The organism is Actinomadura sp. NTSP31 (assembly GCF_041951385.1).
GTDB lineage: Bacteria > Actinomycetota > Actinomycetes > Streptosporangiales > Streptosporangiaceae > Spirillospora > Spirillospora napierensis.
Window position 1 is genome coordinate 58,047 of sequence record NZ_JBGNUT010000039.1, and the last position, 16,764, is coordinate 74,810.

Here is a 16,764-nt window from a genome sequence, read left to right on the forward strand (position 1 = left end):
GGAGCAGGTCATGAGCAAGGAGCAGCGCGCCCGGATCGACGCGATGATGCGGCGGCAGCAGCCCGAAGGCCCAGGGACGGTCGAGGAGATCCGCGCCGGATTCGAGGCGCTGATGGCCCAGATGATCGTGCCCGGCGGCATCCGCACCGCGCGGACGGCGCTCGGCGGCCGGCCCGCGCTGCGCGTCGAGCCGGACGGCGGACCCCGCGCCGGGACGATCCTGTACTTCCACGGCGGCAGCTGGGTGTTCGGCTCGCCCGAGACCGCCCTGTCGCTGACGGGGCACCTGGTGGCCGGGACGGGCTTCGGGGCGTACTCGCTGGACTACCGGCTCGCCCCCGAGCACCCGTTCCCGGCCGCGATCGAGGACACGCTGGGCGCCTACCGCGCCCTCCTCGACGGCGGCGAGGACCCTTCGGCCATCGCGTTCGCCGGGGACTCCGCCGGCGGCGGCCTCGCCGTCACCACCTGCCTGGCCGCCCGCGACGCGGGGCTGCCGCTGCCCGCCGCGATCGTGGCGTTCTCCCCGGGCCTGGACGCCACCCGCACGGGCGAGAGCATGGAGACCAGGGCGGCCGCCGACCCGATCTTCACCCGCGCGGCCATGGAGCACACCGGGGCCATGTACCTCGCCGGAGCCGACCCGCACCAGCCCCTGCTCAGCCCGGCCGTCCTCGCCGACCTGACCGGTTTCCCCCCGATGCTGATCCAGGTGGGCACCAACGAGATCCTGCTGGACGACTCCACGCGCCTGGCGGCACGGGCGAGGGCGGCCGGAGTGGACGTCATCCTGGACGTCACCGCCGACCTGCCGCACGTGTTCCAGGCGTTCGCCGGCGTCCTGGACGAGGCGGACGAGGCGCTGGACCGCGCGGCTCACTTCCTCCGCCAGCGCATCCGGACGGCGGCGTAGGGGCGGCGACCCCGCGGCCGTGTCATCGCGCGCCGGTGCGGAAGGTGCGGCGGTAGGCGCCCGGGGTGGTGGCCAGGGCGTTGAGGAAGCGGCGGCGGAGATTGGTGGCCGAGGAGAGGCCGACGCGGCGGGCGATGGCGTCCAGCGGCAGGTCGGTGGATTCCAGCAGGTTCTGAGCTGCGGCGATGCGCTGGGACAGCAGCCATTGGCCGGGGCTGGTACCGAGCTGGTCGGTGAAGCGGCGGGTGAGGGTTCGCGGCGAGACGCCCGCCTCGGCGGCCATGGTCTCGAGGGTCACGGGTTCGTCTAGGCGGGCGGTGACCCATTCCAGGAGTGGGGCCAGCGAGTCGTCGAGGCGGGCGGGGGTCGGGGGCGTGTACTGCAGTTGCCCGCCCTCGCGGTGGGGCGGCATGACCATGGTGCGGGCGATGTGGGCGGCGTACCGGGCGCCGTGGTCGTTGCGGACCAGGTGCAGGCACAGGTCGAAGCCGGCTCCCGCTCCGGCGCTGGTGGCGATGTCGCCGTGGTCCACGTACAGGACGTCCCGGTCGAGGTGGACGTGCGGGAAGCGCGCGGCGAACTCGTCGGCCTGGGCCCAGTGGGTCGTCGCGCGGCGGCCGTCGAGGAGGCCGGCGTGGGCGAGCGCGAAGGCGCCGGAGCAGATGCTGACCACGCGGGCTCCCCGGGAGTGCGCGCCGCGCAGGGCCCCCACGACGGCGGGGGAGGGCGGCTCCGCGGTGGGAAGCCAGCCGGGCACGATCACGGTGTCCGCCCCGTCGAGGGCGTCCAGGCCGTCGGTCACGAGCATGTCGTAGCCGGCGAGCGTGGCGACCGGGCCGGGACGCTCGGTGCACACGCCGAAGGCGTACCTGGTCGGGAGCCCGTGCCGCTCCACTCCGAACACCTGGGCCGCGCAGCCGAGCTCGAACGTCGACTGCGGCGGGCGGACGAGCGCCACAACGCGATGCATGGCGTGAAAGTACCGCACGATGTCTTTCCAGACACTCGGCGGGCCGGAGCATGTCTCGCCAGGCTGGTGCCATGACGACAGAACTGGGTTACGTGTGGTCCTCCGTCCAGGACGCCCCGGTCCGCGACCTGTTCCCGGGGATCAGGCTGCGGCCGTTGTGGAGCGGGGACGGCGGCGCAAAGGCATTCGTGCTCGAAATGGACGCGAACACCCGCTGGGAGGGCATCGACGTCCACGAGCCGGGGCCCGAGGAGGTCTTCGTGGTGTCGGGCGTCTTCAACGACGGCGAGCGCGACTACCCGGCCGGCTCCTTCATCCACGCCCCGGCGGGCTCGTCCCACGTCCCGCAGACGACCGTGGGCTGCACGCTCTTCCTCTTCTACCCAGAGGGGTAGGCGCGCGTTCTAGGCTCGTGGGGTGCGACTCGATCTGGTCACGATCATCGTGGACGACTACGACCGGGCCATCCGGTACTTCACCGGGGCCCTCGGGTTCGAGCTCGTCGAGGACTCGCCTTCGCGGACCAACGACGGCCGTCCCAAGCGGTGGGTCGTCGTCCGGCCGCCGGGTGCGCAGACCGGCATCCTGCTCGCACGCGCGGACGGGGAACGCCAGACCGCCGCCGTCGGGGAGCAGGCGGCCGGACGCGTGGGATTCTTCCTGCGCGTGGACGACTTCGACTCCGCCTACGAGCGCATGACGGCGGCCGGTGTCGAGTTCGTCACCGCACCCCGCGCAGAGCCCTACGGGCGCGTCGCCGTGTTCCGTGATGTCGCCGGCAACCGCTGGGACCTGCTCGGCCCGGCCGGGTGATCACGCAGTGGCGTCCGGGGCCGGAACGGTCTTGATCTGGGCCGTGGCGGTGGCCGTGGCGACCGTCTCGCCCGTCTCGTCGACGAGTTCGCCGGCGAGGAAGCAGATCTGCCTGCCGCGGCGGACGACCCGTCCGCGGCCGACGAGGCGCCCCGGACGGGCCGGACGCAGGAACTGCACCTGAAGGTCGAGCGTCGGGGCGAACTGGCCGGGCGGCAGCGTCGCGACGAGCGCGGGGCCGAGGGTGTCGTCCAGCATCGCCGCCAGGAAACCGCCCTGGACGGCGCCCACCGGGTTGAGGAACTGCTCGGTCGCCTGGAAGGCCACCGTGATGGTGCCCCGCTCCGGGTCGGCCTCGACGAGCTCGAAGCCCAGCGTCACGGCGGCGGGCGGGGGCGGAACGCGCCCGGCCTGGACGTCCCAGAACATTCCCTGCCGCCGTCCGTCCGCGATCATGCCGACACCCTAGCGGGGCGATCCCCTCAACGGGCGCGGAGCCGGGCGGCGATGAGGAGGGCGGCGTCCGCGACGTGGTCGACCTCGGCGATCCATTCGCCCCACGAGTGCGCGAACCAGAACCGGCCCTCGTCGTCCGGACGGGGGCGGCAGGCGATGGTGTCGGACGGCTCGGGGTTGCCCTCGCAGCAGCCGTCCGCGAACGGGTTGGAGACCTGGAGGCCGTCGATCTTCAGGCGGACGTCCAGGCCGTAGAGGTCCAGACGGTGCAGGAGCGCGCCGAGCCCGGCCTGCGCCCGCGCCAGGGGTGTGTGCATGGAGTGACGGTACCGTCACTCGTCTATGCTTGTCTAGGCTCGTCTAGACGTCTGCATACGTACCGCTATGAAGGGCTTCGTAGGGCCTCATCTAGCGTCGAGGGTGTGACGATCGATCATGATGGCGACACACCCGTCTACCGGCAGATAGCCGCGATCATCGCCGAGCGCATCGAGTCCGGCGATCTGCAGCCGCGCCGGCGCATCCCGTCGGAGTCCGACCTCGTGCAGGAGTACGGGGTGGCCCGTGAGACGGCTCGGCGCGCGGTCGCGTATCTGCGGGAGCAGGGTCTCGTCTACACGGTTCCGCAGCGCGGCACGTTCGTGAAGGCGGACGGGGGCGAGTAGGGGGTGCGGGTGTTGCCCTTATGCGTCGGTGGATAAGGGCAACACGCCGCGGGTGGACGCCTGGCGTCAGTAGCCGCCGGGGGCGCCGCTGCCGGTCGGGGTGCCCGTGGGCGCCCCGGTCGGGCTTTCGGGCGGGCTGGTGGGCGGGCCGGTGGGGCTCTCGGGCGGGCTGCCGCTGGAGCCGCCGGTCGGGCTCTCCGTCGGGCTGCTCGTCGGCGTCTGGCCGCCCGGCGGGACGACGCCGCCGGAGCCGGGCACGGTGATCTTGGTCTGCATGCCGAGCGCGCGGTGGTCGTCGATCGGGCACCAGAGCTGGTAGGTGCCCGGCTGCAGGGTGACGTTCAGCTTGGCCTGCTGTCCGGGCGAGATCCCCGGGGTCACCTTCGTGCTGGTGATGCCCGGGCCGGAGATGGCCAGGGCGTGCTGCATGCTGCCGGTGTTCTTGGCGATGAAGATGTACGGGCCCGCCTTGAAGGTGGTCTGGGAGAGCTTCAGCGAGTACTCCTTCTCCGTGACGGTGACGCTCGTGGCCTTGGGGTTGGCGGGCGCGCCGCCGCCCGGGGCCGGCGTCGCGCCGCCCGGGGTGGTCGGGCTCTCGCCGCCCGGGGTCGTGGGGCTGCCGCTGTCGGTGGGGCTGCCGCCGTCCGTCGGGCTGCCGCCGTCCGTCGGGCTGCCGCCGTCGGTGGGGTTGCCGCTGTCGGGGGCTCCGGTGTCCGGGCCGTCGGTGCCGCCGCCGCCCGGAGTCTCGCCGCCCGGCTCGCCGGGGTTGCCCCCGCCGGGGTCCGTGGTGGCCGGGGCGCCGGGCCTCGGGACGGTGGTCGCGTGGGCGGCGGAGACGGGGAGCAGGGCGCCGGCCGCGAGGACGAAGGCGCCCGCTGTGGTCGAAATGGTGGATTTGTTCATAATTGCCGGGCTCCCCGCAGCACCTCCGCCGAAACCGGTCGGGTGTTGCCGAAAGCCCAGGTCAAGGCCGGTTTCGGCGGAGGTCGATCGGTGCCGTCAGGGGCGGGCCAGGGCGGGGTGGAGTGGGTGATGAGGATGCGCCGGCGTCGCCGGTCTCGTCGCGGTCGCCGACCGGGCCGCCGACTCTGAGAAGTGCAGCGAACCTCGCACGCGGGCGGAGTGGCGTGGATCTCGGCGGCTTCGGGTCACACGACACAAAGAAACCGATAGGAGGCGCCTAACGTCCCAGGTAGAGCGATCGCCGGTCGGCGGTGGCGGCGGGGCACGGTGGCTGCCCCGTGGAGAGGAGCGCTGATGTTCATCATCATCGTGTTCGTGGCCCTCGTGCTCGCCGGGGCGCTGGCCGCCCTGGTCTACCTCTGGGACTTCGCGCGGGCCAGCCGGCGCGACACGCTGTTCACGCCCCCGTCGGGCCGCCGCGCGCGCGCCGCGCGGAAGGTGACCGGAGTCTACGTCCGCGACTACAGGCGGGAAGGCGACCTGCGCGGTCCCCGGCCGCAGGAGCCCGGCCCCGCGCTCGGCGGCGGCAGCCCGGAGGAGGACGGCCGGGCGCGCGGCGAGCAGCTGGTAGGACGCTGAGAGGGTGGTCTCCGGGAACGTCCCCGGAGACCACCCTCCCGTCGTCGCGCGGGTCAGGCGTCCCGGCGGGCCCCGTCCGGGACGTGGTCCGGGATCGTGGCGAACGTCCCGGCGGCCCGGTCGAGGACCTTGACCGTCGCGGACTTCAGATCGAAGTAGAGCCCCACGAGCTCCAGGTCACCGGCCTCCGCGCGCTCGCGGAGCCACGGGTAGGTGAGCAGGTTGTCGAGCTGCTGCATCACGTTGAGCTGGCTGAGCCGGGCCAGCGGATCGTCGCCGTGGTCCCGCTCGGCGCGGAAGCGCTCCAGGGTCGGCTCGCCGTGCTCGAGCCAGCGCGACAGCCCCTCGAGGTGCGCGACCTCCGCGCCGCCCGCCATGACGGCGGCCATCGCGCCGCAGTTGGAGTGGCCGCAGACCGCGATGGTGCGGATGTCGAGCACGTTGGTCGCGTACTCGACCGTCGCCATCACCGAGTCGTCCGGGACGGCCGACCCGTGCGGCGGGACGAAGTTGCCGACGTTGCGGTTGATGAACAGGTCGCCCGGCCCGCTGGCGGTGATGATGTTGGGCACGACCCGCGAGTCCACGCAGGTGATGAAGAGCAGCTCCGGCTTCTGCTCCATCGCCAGCTCGGCCATGATCGGGCGGACCAGCCCCGCGGTGCTGTCGTGGTACTCCCGGACGCCGTCGAGCAGCACGGACGTCGCGGACGACGGTTCGGCGGCGGCCTCGGAACGTCGCTGGCGATTCGCCCAGGGAGCCCACCAGCGGGCTTGAGGGGACGACTTACGCGGCGAAGACATATCACCTGTCACCCCTCTTTCATACCAACCCTCGTGAACCTCGTCGATGTCGACCCTGCCTCCCTGGCGTTCGTGCGCCAGGCGCCACTCGTGGATCGCGTCGAACGCGGCGTGGTCCATGAAGTCGATGTTCAGGTCCAGGTCGACGCCCGCCCCGGCCGGGACGGCCCGCAGCGCGCGCGTCACCTTCGGCACCCCGAGGAAGGTCAGCGTCCCCTCCACGACCACGTGCCAGCGCGGCGGGGCGGGCACGTCGCCCGGCACCGGGACGAGCCGCTCGGTCCGGACGGTGAGCCGGGTCAGCCGCCGCAGCGCCAGCACCGCCGTCACCGCGATCCCCAGCAGGACGCCCTCGCCGAGGCCGAGCACGACCACGCCGCCGAACGTGGCGAAGTAGGCGGTCGCCTCCCGGTGGTGCCGCAGCTCGCGGACGCGGGCCGGGTCCACCAGCCGCACGCCGAGCACCACCAGCAGCGCCGACAGCGCCGCGAGCGGGACGTGCTCGATGACGGGCCCGCAGGACACCGCCAGCACCAGCACCCACACCCCGTGCAGCACGGCGGACAGCCGGGTCCGCGCGCCGGCCTCCAGGTTGGCCGTGCTGCGGACGATCACGCCCGCGACCGGCAGGCCCCCGAACAGCCCGGACACCGCGTTCGCCGCGCCCTGGGCGGCCAGCTCGCGGTCGAGGTCGGTGGGGGCGACCCCGGCGGGCCGGACGCGGTCGACCGCCACGCTGCACAGCAGGGACGCGACGGCGGCCACCACGGCGAGCGAGACGACGGCGCCCGCCACCCCGTGCGGCGCCCCGTCCGGCAGCTCGGGCGCGCCCCAGCCCTCCAGCAGGGTCTCGGGCAGGTCCACCCGGGCGGCCTGCCAGCCGAGCGCCCACGCGGTCACGGTGGCGGCGGTGATCGCGGGCAGCGGGCCGGGGATCATGCGCAGCCGGCCGCCGCGCGGCAGCCGGGACCAGCCGAGCAGCACCAGCACGGTCAGCGCGGCGACCAGCGCGGAGTGCGGTACCGGGTGCAGCAGCTGCCCGGGCAGCTCCCGCAGGTTGGCCACGGCGGACTCCTGCGGGCCGCCGCCCAGCACGACGTGCACCTGGCTCAGCACGATCACCGCGCCGACGCCGGCGAGCATGCCGTGCACGACGGCGGGCGAGACGGCCAGCACGACGCGCGCGACCCGGCTCAGGCCGAGCGCGACCTGCACCAGCCCGGCGAGCAGGGTGACCGTGCAGGTGGCCCGCCAGCCGTAGGTCTGGACGAGCTCGGCGACCAGCACCGTCAGCCCGGCGGCGGGCCCGCTGACCTGCAGCGGGGACCCGCCGGCCAGCCCGGCCACGACGCCGCCGGCGACGGCGGCGATGAGCCCGGCGGCGACCGGTGCGCCCGAGGCGACCGCGATGCCCAGCGACAGCGGGATCGCGACCAGGAACACGACGAAGGACGCGAGCGCGTCCCGCCGCAATGCGGATACGTTGAGTGGCTTTGAAGTCACTCAACGTATACAACCAGATTCTCCGGGTCCCGCCCGGGACGCGCCGCCGCGCGGGCGCCCGGAAACGCGCCGAGGGCCACCGGATCCCCGGTGGCCCTCGCCTGGTGGTGCGCGAAACGGTGCCGCGTCAGCGGCGGTAGTTCTCCCAGTCGTCGGGCTGCTGCCGGGAGTCGTACGGGTTGGTGTCGCTCGGCAGACCGCCCTGCTGCTGGTAGCCGCCCTGCTGCGGCGCCCCGGGGTAGCCCGAGCCGTACGCCTGGGTGGCGCCCGGGTCGTGCGGCGCTGCGAGCGGGTCGTTGCCGTTGTAGCTGCTGCCGCTGAAGTCGCCGTAGGCGCCGGTGCCGCCGCCCTGCCCGCCGCCCTGCCCGCCGGAGCCGTACGGCTCGCGGGACCCGCCGCTCAGCGGGTCGTCGTAGCGGGGCGACTCGCCGTAGGCGGGGGCGGTCGGGTACCCGTCGGTGTGCGAGCCCTGCCCGTAGCCGCCGGAGCCGGAACCCGCGCCGGACGAGCCGTACCCGCTGTCGTACCCGCCGCCCGGGGCGCCCGCCCCGGACGAGCCGCCGGAGGCCGGCGGGGGCCACGGCCCCGTGCCGGAACCGGTGCCGGCCGAGCCGGTGCCGAAGGAGCCGGTGCCGAGCGGGTCGTTCAGCGGGTCGTTCAGCCCGCCGTAGCCGCCGGAGTCCGAGGACGGGCCGCCCGCGGTGCGCTGCCGGTCGGTCTGGATGCGCTGGAGCAGCTCGTCCACGGTGGGCAGCTTGTGGTTGTCGGTGTCGGACCCCGAGGCGCCGGACCCGAGGCCGGCGTGCGCCGCGGGCGCGGCCGGAGCCGGTGCCGGGGGAGCGGGCGGCATGACCTCGGACGCGCCGGGCAGGCCGCCGGTGGAGTCGCCGAACCCGCGCCCGGGCTCGTCGGTGCGGCCGAGCGGCAGGCCCAGCGGGTCGGACGCCGGCGGCGCCGGGTGCTGCGCCGGCGGCTGGGGCGCCGAGGCGCCGAGCGGCAGGTCGAAGCCGTCCGTCCGGCCGCCGCCGGACGGGGCGCCCGCCGGGCGCGACCCCAGCGGGTCGGAGCCGAAGTCGGGGTAGGACGGCTCCTGCGAGCCGTACTGCGGCTGGTCGGGGACGCCGTACTGCGGCTGGTCGCCGTAGCCGGACTGGTCCTGCCCGCCGTAGTGCGGCTGGTCGCCGTGCCCGCCGAACTGCTCGGTCCCGCCGCCGTAGGACGGGTCGTACTGGTCGGCCGCGCCGTACGCCGGCTGCGGCTCCTGCCCGCCGTAGACCTGCTGGTCGGGCATGCCGTAGGGCGACTGGGGCCCGGTGCCGGACGGGCCGCCGAGCGCGCCGAGGTCCGCCGGGATCGGGTCGAGCGACGTGGCGCCGGGGTCGGCCGCGTACGGCTCGGAGCCGTACGGCGCGCCCTGGAAGCCGCCCTGCGCGGGAACCTGCTGCGGGCCGGTGCCGGGACCGCCCAGCCCGTTGAGGACCGTGCCGTCGGCGCCCAGCGCGACCGGCTGGGTGAGGCCGGGGTGCTCGATCGCGGGCTGCTGCTCGGGCGGCTGCACGTGCTGGGTCGCCTGCCCGGGCTGCTGGGGGGCGTGCTGGGCGTTCAGCGGGTCGGCCGCCGGGTCCGACCCGCCGGCCTCCTGGTCGTGCTGCCAGGGGAACTTGGGCTTGTCGAAGGTGATGGTGGCCCAGTAGTCGTCGTCCTCCATCTCGTCCGACGCCGGGCCGCCGTGGGCGGGCGGCGGCGGCGGGGACGGGGCGGGGGCGCCGGCGGGCGCGGCGAGCGGGCCGCCCGCGACGCGCCGGTCGTAGGCGGGATCCGGGGCGGCGCCGCCGTAGCCCTGGTCGTACCCGGGGCCGTAGCCGTCGTCGTGCCCGCCCATGTCGTCGGGCGGCGGCGGTACGCCGCGGCGGCCGCGCGGCTGCTGCTGCGGCTCGTCGTCCATCCAGTCGTCGTCGCGCCCCGCACGGCTGGCCCGCAGCCCGAGCGCCACGAGGACGACCACCAGGACCACGACCACAATGAGGCCGAAGACCACGATGTAAGAAGTCATGCCACCACCCAATGCCTTGGCCCGGCGAGAGTCGCCGGCGCGGTCCGCGGGTCGGGCCCGTTCGTCGCCGGCGGTCGGTCGTCCTCGGGGCTAGTCCGATTCTGTCCGACCGCTATGACCGTTGTCACACCCTTCGCGCACATTTACCCTCACCCGACGCGTACCGGCCGGCCCGTCCGGGCCACCCGCACACCCCTGTCAGCTCAGCCCCCGAGGGGGTCCCGCGCCGACCCCGTGCCCTGAGGCTCCACGGTCAACGCGCCTGCTTGCCGCCGAAGTTCCCGGTGATCCGGCCGCGGCCCACCGTGTGCTCGGCGATGGCGCCGAGCGAGTCCCGGAGCTTGGCGCCCTGGCGGAACGGCGCCGGACTGTCCAGCGCGTAGATGGTGAACCGGTACCGATGCCGTTCTCCCTTGGGCGGGCACGGGGCCGCGTATCCCGCCTTCTTGCCTGTGGTGAGCCCCTCGACGGCGCCCTGGATCTCGGCGCCCTCGACGAGCTCGTTGGTCGTGCCGTCGATCCCCGCGATCACCCAGTGCACGTAGGCGCCCTCCGGGGCGTCCGGGTCGTCCATCACGATCGCGAACGACCTGGTCCCGGCGGGCGCCCCCGACCAGTGCAGCGGCGGGGTCTTGCCCTCTCCGCCAGGGTACGTCCCGCAGCCGTACCGCGTGGGCAAGTCGCGCCCATCGCGGAAGACCGGGCTGGTCACGGTGAACCACTCCGACAGCTCGGCGCTCTTGTTCTGGGGCTGGCCGATCAGCCCGCAGCCGCCCAGCGCCATGGTGAGCGCGAGGACGCCCGCCGCGGCCGGGATCGGACGCCGGTCTCTGCTCTTCATTCGTTACGCTCCCGGGCGAGATCGTACGCCGCGCGCCGCCGGCCTGCCGTCGTCCGGGTCCCGCGCGCCCGCGCCGGTGGCGCCCCCTTCCTCGTCCGCCCCAACCTTAGGGGCTCTCCGGGTGTGGAACGGGCCTTTCCGGGTGGCGCCCGGGTGGCGTCCCCAGGTCAGCGGCAGGTCGGCGGCAGGTGAGCGGTCGGTGATCGCCGGTGTGAGTTGCGTCATGCGTGCTTTGCCCCGTTCCATCCGAAAATTTGGGAAGGAGTGGCGAGTTTCACACGCTTCGCAACGCTCCACTTTGCCAGTACGGGAAGTTTTCGTGTTCTTTCCTGGTTCTGGATTGGTGTCAGAGTGACTTCATCGGCTAGTTTGTGAATGTCTTCACAAGCCGACCGTGACATAGGAGGCCGCAATGGCCAGGACCGCCGAGGAGACCCCTGGCGCTCCCCACATCCTCATCGTGGGTGGCGGCTATGTGGGCATGTACACCGCCCTGCGCCTGCAGAAGAAGCTCCGCAAGGAGCTCAAGCGGGGCGAGGTCAAGGTCACCGTCGTTGACCCCAACTCGTACATGACGTACCAGCCGTTCCTCCCCGAGGCCGCCGCCGGGAACATCTCCCCGCGGCACGTCGTCGTCCCGCTCCGGCGGGTGCTGCCCAAGTGCACCGTGCGCAAGGCGCGGGTCACCGAGCTCAACCACGACGAGGGCTGGGCGATCGTCCAGCCGCTGGCCGGGCCGCCGGAGCGGATCTCCTACGACTACCTGGTCATGGCGGCCGGCGCGGTGCCGCGGCTGCTGCCGATCCCCGGGCTGGCCGAGAACGGCATCAGCCTCAAGACCGTCGGCGAGGCCATCCACCTGCGCAACCACGTGCTGGAGCAGCTGGAGATCGCCGAGTCCACCGACGACGTCGACCTCCGCCGCAAGGCGCTGACCTTCGTGTTCGTCGGCGGCGGGTTCGCCGGCGTCGAGGCGATCGCCGAGCTGGAGGACATGACCCGCGACGCCACCAAGTACATGCGCAAGGTCACCCCGCAGGACCTGCGGTTCATGCTCGTCGAGGCCGCCGACCGCATCCTGCCCGAGGTCGGCCCCGACATGGGCAAGTGGACCGCCGAGCAGCTGCGCGGCCGCGGCATCGACGTGAAGATGAAGACCTTCCTGCAGTCCGCGGTGGACGGCCAGATCGAGCTGTCGGACGGCAGCAGCTTCCAGGCCGGCACGCTGGTGTGGAACGCGGGCGTCAAGCCGTCCCCGGTCGTCCGGCACGGCGACCTGCCGGTGGACGAGCGGGGCCGCGTCAAGGGCACCGAGTACCTCACCATCGAGGGCCTGGTGCGCGCGTTCACCGCCGGTGACAACGCCGCGATCCCCGACCTCACGCAGGACGGCATGTTCTGCCCGCCGAACGCCCAGCACGCCGTCCGGCAGTCCAAGGTGCTGGCCGACAACATCGTGCGGTCGCTGCGCGGCAAGTCGCTCAAGCCGTACGTGCACGGCAACGTCGGCGCCGTCGCCGGCCTCGGCCTGCACAAGGGCGTCGCCCAGACCTACGGCTTCAAGGTCAAGGGCTGGCCGGCCTGGTTCATGCACCGCAGCTACCACGGCGCGAAGGTCCCGACCTTCAACCGCAAGCTGCGCGTCCTGGCGGACTGGACGCTCGCGCTGTTCCTCAAGCGCGAGACCGTCTCGCTCGCGACCGTCGAGCAGCCGCGCGCCGACTTCGAGCTCGCGGCCCTGGACGACGTCAAGCCGAGGGCCAAGTCCAGCGAGCCCGCGGCCTGACCCGCGCCCCTCGCCCGGCACCCGGCGCCCCGGCGGTCCCCGTGACCGCCGGGGCGCCGGCATGTCCGCGGGTGGGGGAGAATCGCCGGTGTGCGGATCGGGATCCTGGGGCCCCTGGAGGTGCGCGCGGACGGCGGCCCCGTCGAGGTCGGGGGAGCGCGGCTGCGGGCGCTGCTGACCCTGCTCGCCCTCGACCCCGGGGCGCTCCTGCCCGCCGAGCGGATCATCGACGCGCTCTGGGAGGACGGCGTGCCGCGCGGCGCGCCGAACGCGCTGCAGTCCCTGGTCTCGCGGCTGCGCGCCGCCGTCGGCCGGGACGCGGTCGAGTCGCGGTCGGGCGCCTACCGGCTCGTCCTGCCGCGCGCGTGCGTCGACGCCCACGACTTCGAGGCGCGGGCCGCCGCCGCACACCGCGCCGGCGACCCCGCCGCCCGGTCCGCGGGACTGCGCGAGGCGCTCGCCCTGTGGCGCGGGCCCGCCCTCGCCGACGCCGCCGGGCTGCGGTTCGCGGACGCGCCCGCCGCGCGGCTGGACGCGCTGCGCCGCGCCGCGCTGGAGGAGCGCATCGACGCCGACCTCGCGCTCGGCCGGCACGCCGGAGTGATCCCCGAACTGCGCGCCCTCGCCGCCGAGGACCCGCTCCGGGAGCCCGTCACCGCCCTGCTGATGCGCGCGCTGTACGCCGCCGGCCGGCAGGCCGAGGCGCTCACCCGGTACGAGGAGGCCAAGCGGGCCCTCGCCGACGGGCTCGGCGTCGACCCGTCGCCGGAGCTGGCGGCCGTCCACCTGGCCGTGCTGCGCCGCGACCCGGCGCTGGCGGCGCGTCCGGACGCCGACGCCGCCCCGCCGCCCGCGCCGCGACCCCCGAAGGGCAACCTCAGCGCGCCGCTGACCAGCTTCATCGGGCGCGCCGCCGACCTGGAGAAGGTCGGCGCGCTGCTGGCCGGCGCCCGCCTGGTCACCCTCACCGGCCCCGGCGGCGCCGGCAAGACCCGGCTGTCGGTCGAGGCCGCCCGCCACCTCGGCGCGCGGTGGGACGCGGCGTTCCCGGTGCCGGACGGCGCCTGGCTGGCCGAACTGGCGCCGGTCACCGACCCGGGGGAGGTGCCCGCCGCCGTCCTCGCCGCGCTCGGGCTGCGCGAGGCGGCCCTGCCGATGCCCGGCCGGCGCGCCGTCCCGCACCCGTCCGACCCCCTGGACCGGCTCGTCACCGCGCTGGCGGGCAGGCGGCTGCTGCTCGTCCTGGACAACTGCGAGCACCTGCTGGACGCCGCCGCCCGGCTCGCCGACCGGGTGCTGGCCGCATGCCCCGGCGTCCGGATCCTGGCGACCAGCCGGGAACCGCTCGGCATCACCGGCGAGACGCTCTGGACCGTCGGGCCGCTGGAGGCGCCGCCGCCGTCGGCCGCCCCGGCGGAGGCGCTGGCCCGGCCCGCCGTCCGGCTGTTCGCCGACCGCGCCGCCGCCGTCTCGCCCGGGTTCGCGGTGACCGGCGCCAACGTCGCCTGGATCGTCCGGATCTGCCGGGCGCTGGACGGCATGCCGCTGGCGATCGAGCTGGCCGCCGCCCGGATGCGGGCGATGACGCCCGGGCAGGTCGCGACCCGGCTGGACGACCGGTTCCGGCTGCTCAGCGCGGGCAGCCGCACGGCCCTGCCCCGGCACCGGACGCTGCGGGCCGTCGTGGAGTGGAGCTGGGACCTGCTGGACGAGCCCGAACGCGTGCTGTGCCGCCGGCTGGCCGTCTTCCCCGGCGGCGCCACGCTGGAGACCGCCGAGCGGGTGTGCGCCGCCGCACCCGGCCTGGACCGCGCCGACGTCCTGGACGTGCTGACCGCGGTGGTCGACAAGTCCCTGGTGACGGTGACCGGCGCGGACGGCGGGCCCCGCTACCGGATGCTGGAGACGATCCGCGCGTACGGGACGGAGCGGCTCGCCGAGGCGGGCGAGGAACGGGCCGTCCGGCGGGCGCACGCCGACTGCTTCGTCGCCCTGGCCGAGGAGGCGGCACCGCACCTGTACCGGGCCGAGCAGCTGGACTGGCTGCGCCGGCTCACCGCCGAGCACGACAACGTCTCCGCCGCGCTGCGCTGGACAATCTCCGCCGGGGACGCGGCGACGGCCCTGCGGTTCTGCGCGGCGCTCGGCTGGTACTGGTTCCTGCGGGGCGAGCTGAGCGACGGCGCCGACCACCTGGAGGAGATCCTCGCGCTCCCGGGCGTCCCGGACGACGAGACGACCGCGCTCGCCCTCGCGCTCGGGGCCATGGCGTCGCTGGACAACCAGCTCGACGGCGACCGCGTGCTCGGCTGGCTGACCCGCGCCCGGGGCCTGTGCGCCGGCCGCGACCCCGCCGCCGTGCACCCGGTGCTGCGCCTGATGCTCACCAGCTTCGAGATGTACACCGTGGGCTGGGACGACACGTCGGCGATCGGTGTCGACGGGCTGCTGGACGACCCGGACCCGTGGGTGCGCGGCCTCGCGTACTTCATCCGCGGCCAGGTCGCCCACAACTTCGGCTGGGTCGGCCGCGTGCAGGACGACTGCGACCGGGCGCTGGCCGCGTTCCGCGAGGCGGGGGACCGGTGGGGGCTGTCGTTCACGCTGGCCGCGCAGGCCGAGATCGCCGGCCGGGACGGCGACCACCGCCGCTCCGCGGCCCTCTACGAGGAGTCGCTGCGGCTGAACGCCGAGCTGGGCGGCGGGACGGCGGCGCTCGTCCACGTCCACATGAAGCTGGCCAACGCGCTCGACCTGATCGGCGAGCGGGCCCGCGCGGAGGCGCTGCTGCTCGCGGCGGTCGAGGGCGTCGAGGCGGCCCGGCGGCCGGAGGAGGTCGCCGCGGTGCACTACCAGCTCGGCGAGTTCGCCCGCCGCTCCGGCGACGAGCCGGAGGCGTCGCGCCGGCTGTCGCGCGCCGACGAGCTGACCCGGGGCATTCCCGGCCCGCCGCAGTTCCGGGCGATGGTGCTGTGCTCGCGCGCCCAGCTCGACATGGCGATGGGCGCGATGGACGAGGCGTCCGCGCGGCTCGACGAGGCGGTCCGCGGCGCCGTCCAGGCCCGCGACTACCCGATCCTGGCGTACGTGCTGGCGGGCCTCGCCGAACGGTCGCGCCTGTCCGGCGATCCGGAACGGGCGGCCATGCTGCTCGGCACCGCCGAGGGGCTGCGCGGCGCCCGCGACCTGTCGCAGCCGGATGTGCTGGCCATCGAGGCCGCCGTCCGCGCCGACCTGGGCGAGGCGGCCTTCATCGCGGCCCGCGGGCGCGGGCTGGTCCGCACCCTGGACGACGTCGTCGCCGAGTTCGGCCTCGCCCGCCCGCCCGCGCCGGCGATGACGCGCCCGCCCGGCCCCGGGAGCGCCGCCTCCTGATCAGGGCGGCGGGCCGGCCCGTTTCACGGTCCGGATCACCGGCGCGGTCTCCATCGTGACGATGCCGTCCAGCGCGGCGACGCGCTCGGTGAGGTAGCGCGCGAGGTCCTCGGTGTCGCGGCAGTTCACGACGGCGACGAGGTTCGTCGGCCCGGTGGTCAGCGCGACGAACGACACCTCCGGATGCGCGGCCATCGCGGTCGCGACGTCCGTCACGGCGGACGGGCGCACCGACATCCACAGCCGCGCCTCGGCGTGGAAGCCGAGGCGGGCCGGCTCGATGTCGACCTGGTACTGCAGGACGCCCGCGCCGCGCAGGGCCTCGGCGCGGCGCTTGACCGTGGAGTCCGACCAGCCCGTCGCCTTGGCGAGGTCGGCGTAGCCGGCGCGGCCGTCCCGCGCGAGGGCGGCGAGCAGGGCCCGGTCGGCCGCGCCCACCTCGACCGGCCGCGTCCCGTCCGGCGCCGGACGCGGCCGCAGCCGAGCGGCCTGCTCGGGCGACAGGACCGCGGGACCGAGCCAGGTGGCGGGCAGCGCGAAGCTGCGGAGCAGCAGGTGCGCCGAGACGCCGATCACCCGCCGGGTGCGCGGCAGCTTCTCCAGCAGCAGGGCGTCGCGCTCGTCCGCCGACCGCGTCTGCGCGTTGCAGGAGATCTCGGTGCCGCCGGACAGCAGGTACACGAACGAGGTGTCGTCGCGCGCCGCGAGCGCCCCGGCGATGGATCCGGCGGCGTCCGGGGTGCAGCGCAGCCGGATCGTCCACGAGGTGTACCCGAGGCGGCGCCCGTTCACCGCGCCGACCACCCGCAGCACGCCGGACGAGCGGAGCCGCCGGTAGCGGCGCGCGACGGTGTTCTCCGAGACGCCGAGCACCTCGCCGATCCGGCTGAACGGGGCCCGCCCGTCGATCCGCAGCGCGTGCACGAGCCCGTGGTCGACCTCGTCCAGCGTGACGTCATCCATCGCAGCAGGCTACCTGTTGACGGAAACCACCGGGATCTGTTCCGTGGTTGGCGGACATGCGCTGGCGATGGCGACGCTGTG

General features: G+C 74.8%; 15 protein-coding genes. 7 read left to right on the plus strand and 8 right to left on the minus strand.

The genetic code is table 11. The features are described 5' to 3' along the window. The first annotated feature begins 10 nt into the window (after nucleotides 1–10). On the plus strand, nucleotides 11–913 hold the full coding sequence (locus ACA514_RS42560; protein WP_375047157.1) for an alpha/beta hydrolase: 903 nt from the start codon (nucleotides 11–13) through the stop codon (nucleotides 911–913). A 22-nt stretch (nucleotides 914–935) separates the two neighbouring features. Here the strand turns inward: ACA514_RS42560 and ACA514_RS42565 are convergent, their stop codons facing one another. Continuing rightward, nucleotides 936–1,883, minus strand: a complete 948-nt coding sequence (locus ACA514_RS42565) for a GlxA family transcriptional regulator (protein WP_375047158.1) — start codon at nucleotides 1,881–1,883, stop codon at nucleotides 936–938. 71 nt (nucleotides 1,884–1,954) lie between these two features. Between ACA514_RS42565 and ACA514_RS42570 the strand changes: the two genes are divergently transcribed. Next, entirely contained in the window at nucleotides 1,955–2,278 is a 324-nt protein-coding gene (locus ACA514_RS42570) for a cupin domain-containing protein (RefSeq protein ID WP_375047159.1), read from the plus strand. 22 nt (nucleotides 2,279–2,300) lie between these two features. Further along, nucleotides 2,301–2,696, plus strand: coding sequence for a VOC family protein (locus ACA514_RS42575; protein ID WP_375047160.1), 396 nt, complete (start codon nucleotides 2,301–2,303; stop codon nucleotides 2,694–2,696). Here the strand turns inward: ACA514_RS42575 and ACA514_RS42580 are convergent, their stop codons facing one another. Together ACA514_RS42580 and ACA514_RS42585 are read right to left on the minus strand one after the other, a co-directional pair. Then, a complete protein-coding gene (locus tag ACA514_RS42580) occupies nucleotides 2,697–3,152 on the minus strand; it encodes a PaaI family thioesterase (RefSeq protein WP_375047161.1) in 456 nt (151 codons plus the stop codon). Between the two features lie 26 nt (nucleotides 3,153–3,178). Next, nucleotides 3,179–3,469, minus strand: a complete 291-nt coding sequence (locus tag ACA514_RS42585; RefSeq protein ID WP_375047162.1) for a hypothetical protein — start codon at nucleotides 3,467–3,469, stop codon at nucleotides 3,179–3,181. Between the two features lie 105 nt (nucleotides 3,470–3,574). On the opposite strand from ACA514_RS42585, the gene ACA514_RS42590 reads away from it, so the two are divergent. Continuing rightward, nucleotides 3,575–3,817, plus strand: a complete 243-nt coding sequence (locus ACA514_RS42590) for a GntR family transcriptional regulator (protein ID WP_375047163.1) — start codon at nucleotides 3,575–3,577, stop codon at nucleotides 3,815–3,817. Nucleotides 3,818–3,883: 66 nt separating this feature from the next. On the opposite strand, the gene ACA514_RS42595 is transcribed toward ACA514_RS42590, so the two are convergent. Continuing rightward, nucleotides 3,884–4,720, minus strand: coding sequence for a hypothetical protein (locus ACA514_RS42595; RefSeq protein WP_375047164.1), 837 nt, complete (start codon nucleotides 4,718–4,720; stop codon nucleotides 3,884–3,886). A gap of 354 nt (nucleotides 4,721–5,074) precedes the next feature. On the opposite strand from ACA514_RS42595, the gene ACA514_RS42600 reads away from it, so the two are divergent. Beyond that, nucleotides 5,075–5,359, plus strand: coding sequence for a hypothetical protein (locus tag ACA514_RS42600; protein WP_375047165.1), 285 nt, complete (start codon nucleotides 5,075–5,077; stop codon nucleotides 5,357–5,359). A gap of 53 nt (nucleotides 5,360–5,412) precedes the next feature. On the opposite strand, the gene ACA514_RS42605 is transcribed toward ACA514_RS42600, so the two are convergent. The 3 genes from ACA514_RS42605 to ACA514_RS42615 all read right to left on the minus strand — a co-directional run bounded on the left by ACA514_RS42605 (nucleotide 5,413) and on the right by ACA514_RS42615 (nucleotide 10,559). Next, nucleotides 5,413–7,635, minus strand: a complete 2,223-nt coding sequence (locus tag ACA514_RS42605) for a bifunctional SulP family inorganic anion transporter/carbonic anhydrase (RefSeq protein ID WP_375047166.1) — start codon at nucleotides 7,633–7,635, stop codon at nucleotides 5,413–5,415. A gap of 157 nt (nucleotides 7,636–7,792) precedes the next feature. Next, nucleotides 7,793–9,718 carry a hypothetical protein gene (locus ACA514_RS42610; RefSeq protein ID WP_375047167.1) on the minus strand — a complete coding sequence of 642 codons (1,926 nt, stop codon included), beginning with the start codon at nucleotides 9,716–9,718 and terminating at the stop codon, nucleotides 7,793–7,795. A 253-nt stretch (nucleotides 9,719–9,971) separates the two neighbouring features. Beyond that, the gene (locus ACA514_RS42615; RefSeq protein WP_375047168.1) at nucleotides 9,972–10,559 is read right to left on the minus strand and encodes a YbhB/YbcL family Raf kinase inhibitor-like protein; all 588 of its coding nucleotides are present in this window, start codon (nucleotides 10,557–10,559) and stop codon (nucleotides 9,972–9,974) included. A gap of 412 nt (nucleotides 10,560–10,971) precedes the next feature. On the opposite strand from ACA514_RS42615, the gene ACA514_RS42620 reads away from it, so the two are divergent. Beyond that, nucleotides 10,972–12,345, plus strand: coding sequence for an NAD(P)/FAD-dependent oxidoreductase (locus ACA514_RS42620; protein WP_375047169.1), 1,374 nt, complete (start codon nucleotides 10,972–10,974; stop codon nucleotides 12,343–12,345). Nucleotides 12,346–12,435: 90 nt separating this feature from the next. Then, complete coding sequence (locus tag ACA514_RS42625) at nucleotides 12,436–15,720, plus strand: BTAD domain-containing putative transcriptional regulator (RefSeq protein ID WP_375047170.1); 3,285 nt, start codon at nucleotides 12,436–12,438, stop codon at nucleotides 15,718–15,720. On the opposite strand, the gene ACA514_RS42630 is transcribed toward ACA514_RS42625, so the two are convergent. Next, nucleotides 15,721–16,683 (minus strand): Lrp/AsnC family transcriptional regulator, encoded by a 963-nt coding sequence (locus ACA514_RS42630; RefSeq protein WP_375047171.1) that lies wholly within the window; start codon nucleotides 16,681–16,683, stop codon nucleotides 15,721–15,723. Between the last annotated feature and the right edge of the window lie 81 nt (nucleotides 16,684–16,764).